This is a genomic window from Aquimarina amphilecti, from assembly GCF_900109375.1.
In the GTDB taxonomy this organism is placed as follows: domain Bacteria; phylum Bacteroidota; class Bacteroidia; order Flavobacteriales; family Flavobacteriaceae; genus Aquimarina; species Aquimarina amphilecti.
Map to the genome: position 1 here is coordinate 66947 of NZ_FOAB01000011.1, position 14098 is coordinate 81044.

The following is a 14098-nucleotide window of genomic DNA, read 5'->3' on the forward strand; positions in this document are numbered from 1 at the left end:
AATTTTTAGAAAGAATCATAAATCTTAGTCACGAATTCATCAATTTTGCTGGGTTCTAACCATCTAGTTACAATAACAAGACTTTGTTTTTGATCAATTACGATAAAATTACCTCCAAAACCTGCGGCATAATAAATATGTTCAGGGAGACCTTCCCAGTGACGAGTCCCTTTTTTATTTAACCACCACATAAACCCATAATTAGAATTTGCCTTGGATGATTTTATAGCTTCGGTTATCCAATTTTTAGAAATAAGTTGCTTGTTGTTCCATGTGCCATTATTCATGAAAAGTAACCCAAAACGTGCGTGATCTAGCGTGTTAATAAATAATCCTCCGCCAGAATGACCACCACCACTTACAGATTGCATTTTTATCCCATCAATGTTTACCCAAGAGTTATCATACCCATACCATCTCCAAGTGGTTGAGGCTCCAATTGGGGCCATTATTTTTTCTTTCAAGACTTGTGGAAGCGGCTTTCTCCAAACATTAAGAAGCGAATATGCTAATAAATTTACTCTAACATCATTGTATTCGAAAACATCACCTGGAGTATTTAATTTTCTGAATTTCCAATCATCAATACCTCCTTCTTTTGGTGGGCGATCTGCCCAATCATAGCCTCCCCATAATTGTCCAGACCAATCAGATGACTGTGTTAGTAGGTGTCTCCAAGTTATTTTTTTATTATGGTTACCATCATACGTGTTATCCCAAATATAGTTGTACGCAAAATCATCTACTGTACTAATTAGTTTGTCATCTATAGCTAAGCCTGCTAGAGTAGATAGGTAACTTTTAGTAACACTAAAAGTCATATCTACACGATCTATATCACCCCATTTAGCAATAATATATCCGTCTTTTAGAATAAGGCCCGAAGGAATACCTCGTTTTTTTGTAGGTCCCAGTATTTTATGATAGGGCTCTTTTTCGAAACCTTTTAAAATCGCTCGCCTTAAGTCTTTAGGACCAGAATATTCTTGATTCTTTGCATATTGAATGGCTTCATTAAGTATTTTCGTGTCAATATTAAATTCTGAAGGACTCTTTTCCTCCCAATTTCCACGTTCTGGGAAATAGAGCTGTTGCGCAACACCTATTTCTGTAAAAAGCCCAAGAACTAATAAAAAAATGAATGTGCGATTGGTTTTCATAAGGTTAATGATTTTGTCTTGATCACTTTTTTCATTAAAAGAAATATTCCAATTGCAAATAAGATACTCCCTATAACAGATACGATGCTAATTGCTGTTGTTATATAGGAGTACATATTACCTTCCCATTGTTGATAAAAAGCAAATTGAATAAATAATATACGCCCAATAACAATACATAAAAATATGATCACATTACCAATCAAAATTAGAATGCCATCAATTTGAGATCCCATTTTTAGTAGATAATATATACTAATTACAATAAAGAATAATGTTGGAATTGCATATGCTAATCCCATTAATAATTGTATGATAATCTGAGTAATATCTGCTTCCATAAGTAAAAATTAAATATCGTTATCTTCAGAAGCTCGTTTTATAATTGCCTCTGGTAGGGATTTCTTAGCTTTAGCTCCCATTTTTTTAAGTTTTTCTACACTGGTAATTAGATTACCACGTCCTTCTACGAGTTTATTCATAGCAGAGGAATAGTCTTTTTTAGCATCATCGATCTTTTTTCCTACTCCCGTCAGATCTTTAACCAATCCTTCGAATTTGTCATAAAGTGCACCTGCTTGTCTTGCAATTTCTATCGCATTACGTTGTTGTTTTTCATTATTCCACATAGTGTCAATGGTTCGCAGAGTTGCTAAAAGAGTGGATGGAGTTACAATAACTATGTTTTTCTCAAATGCTTGATTGTATAGTTTACTATCCTCATTAATGGCAATAGCAAAAGCAGGTTCTATTGGTACAAAAAGTAATACAAAATCAGGAGATTCTATGTCATATAAATCTTGATAATTTTTCTCGGAAAGCTGATCGATATGACGTTTTAAAGATGTGATATGCTCCTTTAGGTACGTTGTTCTAAGATCTTCATCATCTTCATTTACATAGCGTTCATAAGCTGTTAATGTTACTTTAGAATCAATTACCATTTTCTTGCTGTCAGGTAGATGAATTACCACATCTGGTAAAACACGTTGCCCATCAGCGGTTGTGAAACTTTGCTGGACAAAATATTCTCGATCTTTTTCTAGTCCAGATTTTTCCAATACTCGTTCTAAGACCAATTCACCCCAGTTTCCTTGCATTTTACTATCACCCTTCAAAGCTTTTGTAAGGTTAGTAGCTTCTTTACTCATCTGTTCGTTAAGATCTTTTAATCCTACTATTTGCTGACGTAAGGCTGCATGATAATCAATACTTTCTTTATGCGTTTGTTCTACTTTTTTCTCAAAAGTATTTATTTTTTCTTGTAAAGGATTCAGAATATTTTTAATATTCTCTTTATTCTGTTCAGTAAATTTATTGGATTTCTCATCCAGGATTTTGTTTGCAAGATTCTCAAATTCTTTTGTGAATTTTTCTTGTAACTTTTCTACTTCTTCCTTTTGCTCTTGGTTTTTGAGTTGTAAGTTTTCAAACTCGGCATTACGTCGGGTAAGTTCAGTATTGAGAAACTCTTTTTCTCTACGGATTTCATCTCTTTCCTTAGCGGTGTTAGAAAGTTGTTTTTCTAAAGATTCTTTTTGTACTTGTTGTTGTTGTTTTGCGAGTTCTAGCTGTTGTTCAGAAGTTTTTTTTGCTTCTTCTAACTGTAATTGTAATTGATTAGAGCGTTCGTTTAACGTACTTTGATCACTTTTGTTTTTAAGTGATGCCACGTATTTACCTATAAAAAAACCTATTATAATTGCAACGACTGCAACGACTAGCAATATGTATTCTGACATGTAATTTTTTGTTTACTCGATAATCGAGATTTTGATTTTCCGAGGCTTGCCTCAAGATAAAAAAATAAGTTTACCACAAATGCTCAAGAGCTTGCCTTAAGAGTAGTTTTTTCAAAGATAAAAATTTAGCCAGTATAAGTCGAAAAGAAGTAAGGGTAAATAATCAAATTATGATTGTTCTTCTAAATCTTTTAATGTTTTTAAAATATTAACAATATGTCTCTCAGAATGATTACGCATAATAAATTCAAAATACCACAAAGCATCTTTATCACTTGTGTTTTCGAATCGCCATTGTACTTCCATAAGATCTTTGATGATATCTGATAAGTCATCATTAGCATCGCCAAGTCCATTATCGGGTTTGGTCATTTCAAAAGGATCTAAAATCATTTGATAAAACCCTAACTTTGGAAAATTTGATCGTATAGTATTTGATATCTTTTCAAAACTAAATTCAGGAGCTTCGGGGTATTCTTGTTCGTCTTCAGGAATGTCTCCTGAGATAGCAAGATATTCCTGATATAAAGATATGAGGGTTTGTTTTAAAACAAGTTCCTTATTCTCAATAGGAAGTTTTGGAGTAGTTCCCCATTGTACAATTTGAATGATAATTTCTTTTAGGTTTTTCAAATCAATAGTTTATTACAAAATTAAGTAAGAATCTGGATACAACCATTTCTTTTTGGTTATAAAATAAATGGCTACCCGAAAAACGAATAGCCATTTAATATATATATAAGTGTTATAGTTATATCTGAACTTTGATATCAAGAGTGATCGATCCGTCGTTACCATCAGTTCCAGTAATGTTTGTAACTTTGATCATCCCCTTTTTTCCATATTGATCTGTAAATTCTAAAACATCTCCCATTGATAGACCTGTAACTCTTTCTGTCGTTGCCTGAGTTATTACATCTAGATCAGAAGCACTAGTAATAGCATCAAAATCAATAGTCGAAGTAGCAATATAGAATTTATTTAATTCATCTTGCGCTACACCAGTAAGACCAGATACCGCAGCGTCAGCAACATTATCATTATCAGTGTCAAAAAGTTCAGGATAGTTTGAAGTTGAAGCAAGGGATGCATTTTGGGTAAATCCATAATAATATCCAAAATCCCATAAAGCAGCTGTTTCTTCACCTTCACTTATTTTGTAAACTTTATTGTTAAATACAGACATAAAAGTATCAGAAGAACCATCACCAAGAGGTGCAGCTAATAGTGTACTTGTAAATGTTTTTATACCATTAGCAGTACTTGTTCCACTACCAGTAATAGTAATAGTTCCTATAGCAGTATCACTAATTGCATTTCTTTTAGAGATATCTCTAAAGTCACCACGACCAGTTGTAGCCCATATAGTATATACAATGTTACTATCTGCACTGGTAGGCACTGGGAATGGAATTGCAAATTCAAATGCATCACCATTATCAGATGATAGATCTAAAGAACCGTCTTTTTTATCATCTACAGTTACACCTGCAACCGCAAAATCGTAAGGTGCCGCTCCAAAACCAGAGACATTTTGAGTTACATATAATCGTCTCATTGTATTACTAGAGGATTGAAAAGAAACTTTTACAGTTGCATTAGTTCCAGAAACATTAGCTCCGTCGATAGTTACTGTGCGATTGTCATTTCCTGTTTCGAAAACAGAAAGTTCGCCATCAAAAGCAGTAGGGTCAGTAGGATCAATAAAAATATCATCATTACTATCAGAACTACAACTTGTAATAAATAGTGTTACAGCAGATAATAATGCGATTGATTTGAGTCTAAAAATTTTGTTCATTTTGTTAAGGTTTTATTTGAGCGGCGAAGGTATTGGTTTTATACATGGAAGAGGGATGTTAACAACGCAGAAATCATACGCTTTTTCTATAAAAGGTTTGTTTACTCGATGAACGTATTTATGATTTGTACTGGGAAAGTTAGTGCCTAACTTTATAACTTCCAGTTTCTGGATCAAATAGAATAAGATCTTCTGGGAACAAAGAAGAAAATGCTCGGCATTGTATTAATTCTTTAGGACGACCAAACTCAAAACCTTCTGTATTCATCACGATCATTTTGTCACACAATTGTATTGCAAAATCAATTTCATGTGTAGAGAATAGAATGGTTTTTTGTGTTTCAAAGGCTAAACGCTTTAATAATTTTAGAATATACGCTTTATGGTAAACATCAAGATGAGTAGTGGGTTCGTCTAACATAATAAAAGGTGTATCCTGAGCAATAGCTCTAGCGATAAGGACCTTTTGTAGTTGTCCATCACTCAATTCGAAACATCTTTTGTCTACTAATTTTTCAATATGAGTTACTTCGATGGCTTTTTTTATTTTCTCAATATCTTCCTCAAGTAATTTGCCTACCCAGTTGGTATATGGCTGCCTTCCAAGTGCTACGAGTTCTTTTACGGTAAGGTTTTTTGAAGCAATTTGTTCCGTAAGGACGATGCTTAATTGAGAAGCTAATTCAGACGTTTTGTAGTCTTTAATTTCTTTTTCAGATAGAAATACATTGCCACGAAGTGCGGGTTGAACTTTAGATAAGGTACGAAGTAATGTTGATTTTCCAATACCATTCGCACCAACTAATCCTACGAGTTCTCCTTCATATAACGTAAGGTTTATATCCGCAGCTACAACTTCTAGATTGTTTTTATAACTATAGCCAATAGAGAGATCTTCCGTTTTTAGAACGATATTTTGATTTTCGGTATCTGATGATTCTATTTCCATAGCAATATTTAGCGCTAAAATTCTAAACTATCTTTTAAAATAACATCTTTCGTTTCCTTATTAATAACCATATTACAACAGGAGCCCCAATTAACGATGTAATGGCATTAATGGGTAAAGTATATTCTGTTCCTGGTAACTGGGAGATAGTATCGCAAACTAACATAATCATACTTCCGATTAGCATAACGGCGGGGATCAATGTTTTATGATCCGAAGTATGAAATAACTGTCGTGTTAAGTGCGGTACGGCTAATCCTATAAAAGCAATTGGGCCTGCAAAGGCGGTAATACTTCCTGCTAATAATCCCGTGGCTAGAATAATCAAAAAACGACTTTTTTTAACATTTAATCCAAGACTACGTGCATAGTTCTCTCCAAGTAAAAGTGTATTTAGAGGTTTTATTGCAAAAACCGCGAGAATCATTCCTAGTAAGGAGATAGAAGAAAAGATTACTACATCTACCCAAGATAAATTCCCTAAACTTCCAAATCCCCAAAAAATATAACGTTGCAATTGTTCTGCTGGGGCAAAATAAGAAAGTACACTTACTATTGCAGCTGTAATACTTCCAAACATTAATCCGATAATTAAAATCGCCATAGTGTCTCTTACTCTAATAGATACAAGCATAACCATAAAAAGAACTAATATGCTACCAAGACTAGCTGCGGCAACTAATCCCCAGTTAGATACTAGGAATAATGCTGTCGATCCACCAATCAAAGCGCTTCCTAGAATTAATAATGCTACACCAAGACTGGCTCCAGAACTAATTCCTAATACAAATGGTCCTGCCAGAGGGTTTCTAAATAATGTTTGCATCAATAGGCCTGAAACCCCTAATCCACTTCCTACAATTACAGCAGTGATCGCTTTAGGTAATCTATAATCAATAATAATATGTTTCCATGACTCTTTTTCTACGGTAGCACCTACTAAACTCTTTAAGGTATCAAACCATGGTATTAATACAGAACCAAGACTGATATTAGTTACAAAACATAGTAATAGAACTATGATGATGATGATGAATACACTTTTATATGATTTGTTTGGGGTCAACTAGTTCAGTTTTTCGAAAAAATAAGGTTCGTAATCTGTTAAAAGTTCAGGGTGCGCTATTTGGATAATATCTTTAAGAATTAAATCTGGACGCATAGGCCCTAATTCATAATATATTAATCCACCTTTTGCACCTGTTTTTAATGTAGAAGAATATACGGTTTTATTTTTAAATGCTTCGAAGAAAGTATATCTGTTGTTCTTTTCTTTTAGCTCCGAAAGTGATTTAGAAGATCCAGAACCTATCCACAGTTGTGCATTTTGAGCTTTTTCTAGTACACTTTCAAAATTTAATGCTATACTCCCTGTTTTTGAAGTTTTCTCCCATAAATATTTTGTGTTCGCATCTTTTAAGAATTTAGCAACATAACTATCTCCTCCAGGTATATACCAAACGTCTTTAAACATGTTGCCGGATAATACAGTTGGAGATGTTGTAGCATTTTTAGCTAAAGCTGATGCTTCATTATAATCTTTTTCAATCTTCTTAAAAATACTATCTGCTTCTTTTTCTTTATTATAAAAGGCCGCTACGAATTTTATCCATTCCGCTCTTCCTAGCGGATGTTGTTCCATCCAAGAACCATTCATAACAACAGGAATTCCAGTTCTTTCTAGGAGATCGTACGTCTTAGTATCACCTGTGGCGGAGTATCCAATAATAAGTTCCGGAGCTAGTTCTAGTGTAAGTTCTGTATTTAGATGACCATTATTACCTAATTCTATAATTGATCCATCATCAATCAAACTTCGAGTCTTCTCTGATGAAATATAATCACAATGAGGAAAACCAATTAACTTGTTTTCTAATTCCAAATATTCCAGCATTGGTATATCTGTTGTCGAAGTAACCACCGTTTTATCTACGGGGATCTGTATGTAAGAAGCTTTACCGTTTACAGTTGGTTTTTTTGTTCCTTTAGGATATAAAACATAAGTGAATGAATTTTTAGCATCAGGCCAAGGCGAAGTAATCTTTATCTCCTTATGTGTTTCTTTATTTTTAATAGTAAAGCCTATTGCATATTGAACTTCTTGTTCAATAAGTTTTTTTGTTATTATTGAGGTCCCCTCTTTATTTCCTTTTTTGCAGGATTGAAAAGAAAGAAATAATATGAACAGGATACAAAGATTCTTCATTTGATTTAGAATATTTTTCAAACTTCGATATATTTTTTGAAAAGCTATAATGATTTACCGTTAATTTGTGCAGATAAATATTATGATATGTCATTTTTATGCTCTTGGAGTGGGGGAAAAGATAGTTGTTATGCAATGCATATTGCCGTTAAAAAAGGGTTACAACCTATTGTTTTGTTAAATGTGCTCAATGAATATGGTGATCGATCTCGTTCTCACGGAATCCCTAAAGAAATCTTAGAAGCACAAGCAGATGCAATGAAATTGCCTATTCATTTTTTTGAAAGTACCTGGAATGATTACGAGCGATTGTATATAGAGAGTTTAAAAAGATTGACAGATACGTATAATCTAAAATCGGCAGTCTTTGGGGATATTGACATTCAGTCTCATAGAGATTGGGAAGAAAAAGTATCTAATGCAGCTAACCTAAAAGCAATTTTGCCTATTTGGCAACAATCGAGAAAACAATTAGTGCTTGATATGATTGATAATGGAATCGAAGCTTTAATTGTTTCTTGTAATAATATACTAGGGCCAGATTTTTTAGGACGAAAGATCGATAAAAAACTTATTGAAGATTTGGAGGCTTTAGGCGTCGATGCTTGTGGGGAGAATGGAGAATATCATACATTGGTTGTAAATGCTCCACTTTTTAAAGAAAAACTTCGAGTTAATGTGGTAGGAAAAGAAACTTCATCTAACTATAATTTTGCTTCCCTAAAGTTACTTTAGATTTTAATTACATCTCCATAACTTACCTTTATTTTAAATGAGTCTTTTAGGTCTATTTGTCTAATATAAGCTAGTAAAGCTCGTATTGGGCCTGCGTGAGCAACAATTATTATTTTTTCATCAGAAGAATGATCAAGCGATTCATAAAATTCGACAATTCTCTCTTGTAACATCACATAAGATTCTCCATTAGGAACTTTTACATTAACAAAGTCTTCCATCCAAGGGTTTAGTTCTTCTTGTGGAATATCATCCCAAGTTTTTAATTCCCAATTTCCGAAGTTTAATTCTTGAAGCCTATTGTCTATTTTTATTTGAATATTAAAACTTTCTGCCAATATTTTACAGCGTTTTAAAGGACTGCAATAAATTTTAGATATTTCTTTTGAAGGTATTCGATGATGAATTTCAATAACCTCAGATTCGAAGGTGCTCGTGACTCCTAGGTCACTTTGTCCATAACATATTCCTTTTTTTATGTCAGGAGTTGTATGTCTTACCAGATATATTTCCATAGGGCTATTACACTAAGATAAAATATAACTTCACTAAGCTGTTGAACCGCACCAGCGCAATCACCTGTTTGACCACCAATCCATTTTTTAAATTTAGCAGCTAAGAACATTTTTGAAAGATACATTGGTATTAGCGTAAGGAATATTAAAGGATTTAGAAAAAAAGTTAATGGAATTATTCCGAAGAAAGCACTTATTGTTAACATAGTAATGCTCATACTCTTTGCAGCAGGTTTTGCTTTGCTATCTTCAGTATCTCGTACATATGGATGTGTAAAAATAAGGGTAGTTGCTATAAACCTACTGAGACTATGACCAGAAATCATTATTAAAGGAATGTATAGAGGATCTATTTCTCTTAAAGCAGAAAATTTGATTGCCAGTAGTAGTAGTATTCCAATAGTTCCATAAGTTCCTAATCGAGAGTCTTTCATGATTAAAAGAATCTTTTCTTTGGTCCAACCACCTCCAAAACCATCACAGACATCAGCAAATCCATCTTCGTGAAATGCTCCTGTAGCATACACTGTACTAAACATAGAAAGAAGTAATGAGATTTCTGTAGAAAATAAATAGGAGCAAGCATAAAATATAAAACCTCCAATTCCTCCAATTAGGATGCCAACTAGCGGAAAGTATTTTGAACTCTTTCGTAAGTATTCTGGATCGTGATTTACCCATTTAGGACAAGGAATCCTAGTGAAAAACATTAGAGCAGTAAAAAATATATGGATCTCTTTTTTCATAAACTTTGGCTCTTGATTTTAGAAAATGAATTTCCAGAAAGGTATAAACACAGAAATGAATAATATAATAGATAGGACGATCCCTACTATTCCTGTCTTATTTTTCTTTAGCACCGCAATAATACCCAGATAAAAACTAAGTAAAGAAATACTAATCATAATTATTTTGAATAATCTTTTAAATGAAACTAGATCATCCATAAAAATAAAACGAACTTCTTCGCCTGTAATATGACTATTCTGGATATCATGCATTAGAATATGGAATTTGTATAGAAAGAAAAAGCCTACAAAAGCTATTAATATCGATAAAATTCCCTTTTTCATTAAATATTTTTTTAGTCTTTGGTAGTAACCTCTGCTTCTTCAAAACTAGCCATATTATTGAGAAATGCCACAGCGGATTCTAAAATAGGATACGCAACTGCGGCACCTGTACCTTCCCCTAATCTCATTCCAAGTGTTACTAATGGAGTTTTTTCAAGAAAGTTTAATATTTTTTGATGTCCTTGCTCTTCAGATGAATGTGCAAAAATACAATAGTCTATTACATTATTGTTTATGGTATTTGCAGCTAACAAGGCAGCTGTTACAATAAAACCATCGATAAGAATAGTCATTTTTAGTTCTGCAGCCTTTAGGATAGCTCCAGTAATCATTGCAATTTCAAAACCTCCAAAAGTTGCAAGTGCTTCTAATGGAGAATTAGGATGATGCTTTTCAAAAACGGTTTTTAGAACTCTTTTTTTTGTTTTTATAGCATCTCCTTGGGCTCCAGTTCCAGCTCCTACACATTCAGTAATTGGAATTGCTGTAAAATGTGACATTAATAAAGCTGCCGCAGAAGAATTACCGATTCCCATTTCACCAAAACCAATTACATTACACCCATTATTATGTGTTTCAGAAACAATGTTCGCACCTTTTTTTATAGCTGTTTTACACTGGTCAATGGACATTGCGGGTTCTGTTTCATAGTTTTTAGTTCCATATCCTATTTTAGCATCAATAAGATCTGATTGATTTCCAAAATTATGATTTACTCCTGCATCAATAATTTTCAAGTGAATCTTATTTCGATTACAAAATGAGTTGATGGCGGCACCTCCACTAAGAAAGTTATATACCATTTGTTGGGTTACAATTTGTGGGTATGGATTTACTTCACCTTTTTCTGCAATTCCATGATCTCCTGCAAAAACAAGAATAGTAGGTTGTTTTAATGTAGGGTTTGTTTTATGCTGTATTAATCCTATTTGTAACGCGATTTTCTCTAATTTTCCTAAAGATCCAACAGGTTTAGTCTTAAGATTAATTTTATGTTGTATCGTATTTTCTAAAGATCTATCTAATGAAGAAATAGTAAAATCCATTTATTTTATTTTTACTGGTATTCCGGATACCATTAGTACTGCGTGATCTGCATGTTTGGCAATATGCTGATTCATCCAACCTTGTAACTCTGTGAATTTCCTGCCAATTTCTGTCGTGGCATGAACTCCCATTCCAATTTCATTGGATATTATGATAATGGTAGCGTTAATTTTTAAGAGTTTATCAAACTCTGCTTTTGCTTGTGATAAAGAAAGTTCAATGTCATTTTTAGTATCAACAAAGAAATTAGTAAGCCATAGAGTTACACAATCAATAACCACTGTTGTATCATTATCGACAACTTTAGATAGTTCTTTTTCTTCCTCAATGGAGACCCATCTATTGTCTCGATCAGAAATATGTCGGTCAATGCGTTTTTGATGATTCCCATCCCAAATTCTAGAAGTCGCTAAATATGTGGGATTATCTGAGAGTTCTAATGCGAGATTTTGGGCATAACTACTTTTGCCTGAGCGTTCTCCTCCTGTTACGTAATACAACATTTGTGGTTTTTAAGAGTGTAAATATACTAGTATTACTAATTTATTTGTTAAAGCGAATACATTTTCGAAGAAATATAATACATTCGCGCAGAATTTCGGTTCCAAGATTCTTATCATAGAGTTGAGGATTAAAAGGGAATCGGGTGATCTTGAAATATATAGAAACTCCCGAGCTGTTCCCGCAACTGTAAACTTTGTCCGTATTATACGGGTGCTTGTTGTTGATTCTTTATAACCACTGTCCGCCTTGGATGGGAAGGTAAACATCAAGACGTAAGCCAGGAGACCTGCCTAGAATCATTATGTCAAACTTTCGGGATAGAAGTTTAGGTATGGGTAAACTGCATACTTTTTTCCGGCAATTGTAAAATTAAGTCATTTAGGAAATGAACAAAAAAGTGTTTTTTGGGGCTACACTAATTATGTTAGGAGCTCAGGTTATTTCAGCGCAAGAAGTAAATCAAGAAGAAAAGGTAAACGAATTAGATGAGGTTGTAATTTCTGATTCTAAATTTAAATTAAAGAGAGAGCAAAGCGGTAAGGTAATTACCAAGATTAGCTCAGAAGAACTTGAACGTAGTCAAGGTCAATCAGTTGCTACGGTATTAAACAGAGTGGCAGGAGTTTTTGTTAATGGAAGTAATAATGCAGCAGGAGAGCCATTGGGTGTTTATATCCGAGGTGGGCGTAATCGTCAGGTTGTGATTAGAGTTGATGGAGTTACTGTAAGCGATCCAACTTCGTCCGCAGGAGATTTTGATTTACGATTATTGTCTACAAATCAAATAGAGTCTATAGAAATTTTAAAAGGAGCTTCCAGTACATTATATGGATCTGGAGCGGCCGCAGCAGTAATTAATATTACTACAAAATTAGAAAGTAAAGACGCTATTGCAGCTCAATTTTCTTCTAGTATTGGTACAAACCAATCACAGGATGATCAAGATTATGATGTAAATGAATTTGTAAATTTTGCTTCTATTAATGGTACTATTGGTAAAGTAAGTTATTTAGGTAGTCTTTCTCATCAATCTACTGATGGTTTATCAGCTGCAGAAGATCCTCTCGAATCTACTACTGGTAATACTTTTGATAGTGATGCATATAATAAGTTTAATGTGTATGCAAAAGTGGGATATCAATGGAGTAAGAACTTTAAGTTTCACTTTTTTGGTAACCTAGATCAGTATAAGACAGATTTTGATGGTGGAGCAGGATTCGACGCTAATAATCAATTTAATAGTAGACAATTAAGAGGTGGGAGTTTTTGGGAAGCTAAATACCCAAATGGAAGTTTCACTTTTGTAGATAGTTATGCATTGTTAGAAAGAGAGTTTAATTCTAATTTTCCATCTAAATATGAAGGTAAGATATATACTTTTGATGCATATAATAAATATAACTTCAATAACACTTTTTACACCGTAATTGGAGCTAACGGATCATACAGTGATTTTAATTTATTTAGTATTCCATTTGGCAGTGATGATTTTGAACAAACAATAAATGATAATGAAGCTGACTTTGATATCATTGATCCATATGTGAATTTGGTATATGCTTCTAAGTTTGGTCTTAATATTAATGCCGGAGCAAGACTGAATATTCATAGTTCATATGGAAATCATATGGTGTATAGTATAAACCCTTCTTATACATATACTTTTGGTGAAAACTATATTAAAGGATTAGCGTCATATAGTACAGCGTATATTACACCATCTTTATTTCAGTTGTATGACACGGCATTTTTTAGTGGAAATCCAGATTTGGAGCCAGAAGAAAGTACAACTATAGAAGCTGGATTTGAATTTTCTCATCAGAAAAAAGCAACAATAAGTGTCGTGTATTTCGATAGAACATCAGAAAATTTTATCACTTTTGATCCAACTACTTTTGTGAATTTGAATTCTACAGAAGATATTGAAGTGAATGGAGTGGAGGTTGAAGCGAATGCGAAGTTATTAGATGATAAGCTATCTATTAATGCTAATTTCACGTATACTAACATTGATAAATTAGAAAATAATATCCGAATTCCAGAAAATAGTTTACAAGCTACTATTGGATATCAATTATGTCCTAAGACATTTACTTCTTTAAGTTATCAATTAAATAGTAAAAGAAATGATACGTTTTTTAATCCTGTAACTTTTGCTTCTGATCCAGTAGAGTTAGATGGTTATGGAATATTAGATTTTTATATTAGTCATCAATTAATGGATAATCTTAGTATTTATGCAGCGATGAATAATGTAACAAATGAAGAGTATCAAGAGATATTTGGATTTAGTACTAGAGGGAGAAATGCTCGAATAGGATTTAATTTGAAGTTTTAAACATATTTTCCGTACTAAAAAAAGGTCC

The 14098-nt window shown here is 33.2% G+C and carries 15 protein-coding genes and 1 riboswitch; of the genes, 2 read left to right on the forward strand and 13 right to left on the reverse strand.

The genetic code is table 11. The features are described 5' to 3' along the window. Positions 1-5: 5 nt before the first annotated feature. The 8 genes from BMY33_RS22100 to BMY33_RS22135 form a co-directional block, all read right to left on the reverse strand. Positions 6-1160: a serine hydrolase domain-containing protein gene (locus BMY33_RS22100; RefSeq protein ID WP_091412561.1), complete on the reverse strand. Its 1155-nt coding sequence runs from the start codon at positions 1158-1160 to the stop codon at positions 6-8. Further along, the gene (locus BMY33_RS22105; RefSeq protein WP_091412563.1) at positions 1157-1501 is read right to left on the reverse strand and encodes a hypothetical protein; all 345 of its coding nucleotides are present in this window, start codon (positions 1499-1501) and stop codon (positions 1157-1159) included. The genes BMY33_RS22100 and BMY33_RS22105 overlap by 4 nt, the downstream gene beginning before the upstream one ends. Positions 1502-1510: 9 nt before the next feature. Continuing rightward, positions 1511-2902 carry a DNA recombination protein RmuC gene (locus tag BMY33_RS22110; protein WP_091412565.1) on the reverse strand — a complete coding sequence of 464 codons (1392 nt, stop codon included), beginning with the start codon at positions 2900-2902 and terminating at the stop codon, positions 1511-1513. 168 nt (positions 2903-3070) lie between these two features. Beyond that, positions 3071-3535 carry a DUF5063 domain-containing protein gene (locus BMY33_RS22115; RefSeq protein WP_091412567.1) on the reverse strand — a complete coding sequence of 155 codons (465 nt, stop codon included), beginning with the start codon at positions 3533-3535 and terminating at the stop codon, positions 3071-3073. Positions 3536-3653: 118 nt separating this feature from the next. Further along, positions 3654-4703, reverse strand: a complete 1050-nt coding sequence (locus tag BMY33_RS22120) for a hypothetical protein (protein ID WP_091412569.1) — start codon at positions 4701-4703, stop codon at positions 3654-3656. A 139-nt stretch (positions 4704-4842) separates the two neighbouring features. Beyond that, entirely contained in the window at positions 4843-5652 is an 810-nt protein-coding gene (locus BMY33_RS22125; RefSeq protein ID WP_091412572.1) for an ABC transporter ATP-binding protein, read from the reverse strand. Between the two features lie 34 nt (positions 5653-5686). After that, a complete protein-coding gene (locus tag BMY33_RS22130) occupies positions 5687-6718 on the reverse strand; it encodes a FecCD family ABC transporter permease (RefSeq protein ID WP_091412574.1) in 1032 nt (343 codons plus the stop codon). Next, on the reverse strand, positions 6719-7858 hold the full coding sequence (locus BMY33_RS22135) for an ABC transporter substrate-binding protein (protein WP_091412576.1): 1140 nt from the start codon (positions 7856-7858) through the stop codon (positions 6719-6721). Positions 7859-7945: 87 nt separating this feature from the next. Here BMY33_RS22135 and BMY33_RS22140 point away from each other — a divergent pair, with 87 nt between their 5' ends. Then, positions 7946-8593, forward strand: a complete 648-nt coding sequence (locus BMY33_RS22140; RefSeq protein ID WP_091412619.1) for a Dph6-related ATP pyrophosphatase — start codon at positions 7946-7948, stop codon at positions 8591-8593. On the opposite strand, the gene cobC is transcribed toward BMY33_RS22140, so the two are convergent. The 5 genes from cobC to BMY33_RS22165 are packed head-to-tail and all read right to left on the reverse strand — an operon-like array spanning position 8590 to position 11731. Beyond that, positions 8590-9108, reverse strand: a complete 519-nt coding sequence (cobC, locus tag BMY33_RS22145; protein ID WP_091412578.1) for an alpha-ribazole phosphatase — start codon at positions 9106-9108, stop codon at positions 8590-8592. The two genes, BMY33_RS22140 and cobC, sit on opposite strands and share 4 nt — an antisense overlap. Next, positions 9090-9854: an adenosylcobinamide-GDP ribazoletransferase gene (locus BMY33_RS22150; protein WP_091412580.1), complete on the reverse strand. Its 765-nt coding sequence runs from the start codon at positions 9852-9854 to the stop codon at positions 9090-9092. The genes cobC and BMY33_RS22150 overlap by 19 nt, the downstream gene beginning before the upstream one ends. Positions 9855-9872: 18 nt before the next feature. Next, a complete protein-coding gene (locus BMY33_RS22155) occupies positions 9873-10181 on the reverse strand; it encodes a hypothetical protein (RefSeq protein ID WP_091412582.1) in 309 nt (102 codons plus the stop codon). Between the two features lie 11 nt (positions 10182-10192). Next, entirely contained in the window at positions 10193-11227 is a 1035-nt protein-coding gene (cobT, locus tag BMY33_RS22160) for a nicotinate-nucleotide--dimethylbenzimidazole phosphoribosyltransferase (RefSeq protein ID WP_091412584.1), read from the reverse strand. Next, the gene (locus BMY33_RS22165; RefSeq protein ID WP_091412586.1) at positions 11228-11731 is read right to left on the reverse strand and encodes a bifunctional adenosylcobinamide kinase/adenosylcobinamide-phosphate guanylyltransferase; all 504 of its coding nucleotides are present in this window, start codon (positions 11729-11731) and stop codon (positions 11228-11230) included. 79 nt (positions 11732-11810) lie between these two features. Next, positions 11811-12040, forward strand: a riboswitch (cobalamin riboswitch). 77 nt (positions 12041-12117) lie between these two features. On the opposite strand from BMY33_RS22165, the gene BMY33_RS22170 reads away from it, so the two are divergent. Then, the gene (locus tag BMY33_RS22170; RefSeq protein ID WP_091412588.1) at positions 12118-14070 is read left to right on the forward strand and encodes a TonB-dependent receptor plug domain-containing protein; all 1953 of its coding nucleotides are present in this window, start codon (positions 12118-12120) and stop codon (positions 14068-14070) included. The last annotated feature ends 28 nt before the right edge of the window (positions 14071-14098 follow it).

What these genes read in the sequence shown, in the direction of transcription:
- BMY33_RS22100 (WP_091412561.1), bottom strand. Translation starts at nt 1,160, where the DNA reads ATGAAAACCAATCGCACATTCATTTTTTTATTAGTTCTTGGGCTTTTT.
- BMY33_RS22105 (WP_091412563.1), bottom strand. Translation starts at nt 1,501, where the DNA reads ATGGAAGCAGATATTACTCAGATTATCATACAATTATTAATGGGATTA.
- BMY33_RS22110 (WP_091412565.1), bottom strand. Translation starts at nt 2,902, where the DNA reads ATGTCAGAATACATATTGCTAGTCGTTGCAGTCGTTGCAATTATAATA.
- BMY33_RS22120 (WP_091412569.1), bottom strand. Translation starts at nt 4,703, where the DNA reads ATGAACAAAATTTTTAGACTCAAATCAATCGCATTATTATCTGCTGTA.
- BMY33_RS22125 (WP_091412572.1), bottom strand. Translation starts at nt 5,652, where the DNA reads ATGGAAATAGAATCATCAGATACCGAAAATCAAAATATCGTTCTAAAA.
- BMY33_RS22135 (WP_091412576.1), bottom strand. Translation starts at nt 7,858, where the DNA reads ATGAAGAATCTTTGTATCCTGTTCATATTATTTCTTTCTTTTCAATCC.
- BMY33_RS22140 (WP_091412619.1), top strand. Translation starts at nt 7,946, where the DNA reads ATGTCATTTTTATGCTCTTGGAGTGGGGGAAAAGATAGTTGTTATGCA.
- cobC (WP_091412578.1), bottom strand. Translation starts at nt 9,108, where the DNA reads ATGGAAATATATCTGGTAAGACATACAACTCCTGACATAAAAAAAGGA.
- BMY33_RS22150 (WP_091412580.1), bottom strand. Translation starts at nt 9,854, where the DNA reads ATGAAAAAAGAGATCCATATATTTTTTACTGCTCTAATGTTTTTCACT.
- BMY33_RS22155 (WP_091412582.1), bottom strand. Translation starts at nt 10,181, where the DNA reads ATGAAAAAGGGAATTTTATCGATATTAATAGCTTTTGTAGGCTTTTTC.
- cobT (WP_091412584.1), bottom strand. Translation starts at nt 11,227, where the DNA reads ATGGATTTTACTATTTCTTCATTAGATAGATCTTTAGAAAATACGATA.
- BMY33_RS22165 (WP_091412586.1), bottom strand. Translation starts at nt 11,731, where the DNA reads ATGTTGTATTACGTAACAGGAGGAGAACGCTCAGGCAAAAGTAGTTAT.
- BMY33_RS22170 (WP_091412588.1), top strand. Translation starts at nt 12,118, where the DNA reads ATGAACAAAAAAGTGTTTTTTGGGGCTACACTAATTATGTTAGGAGCT.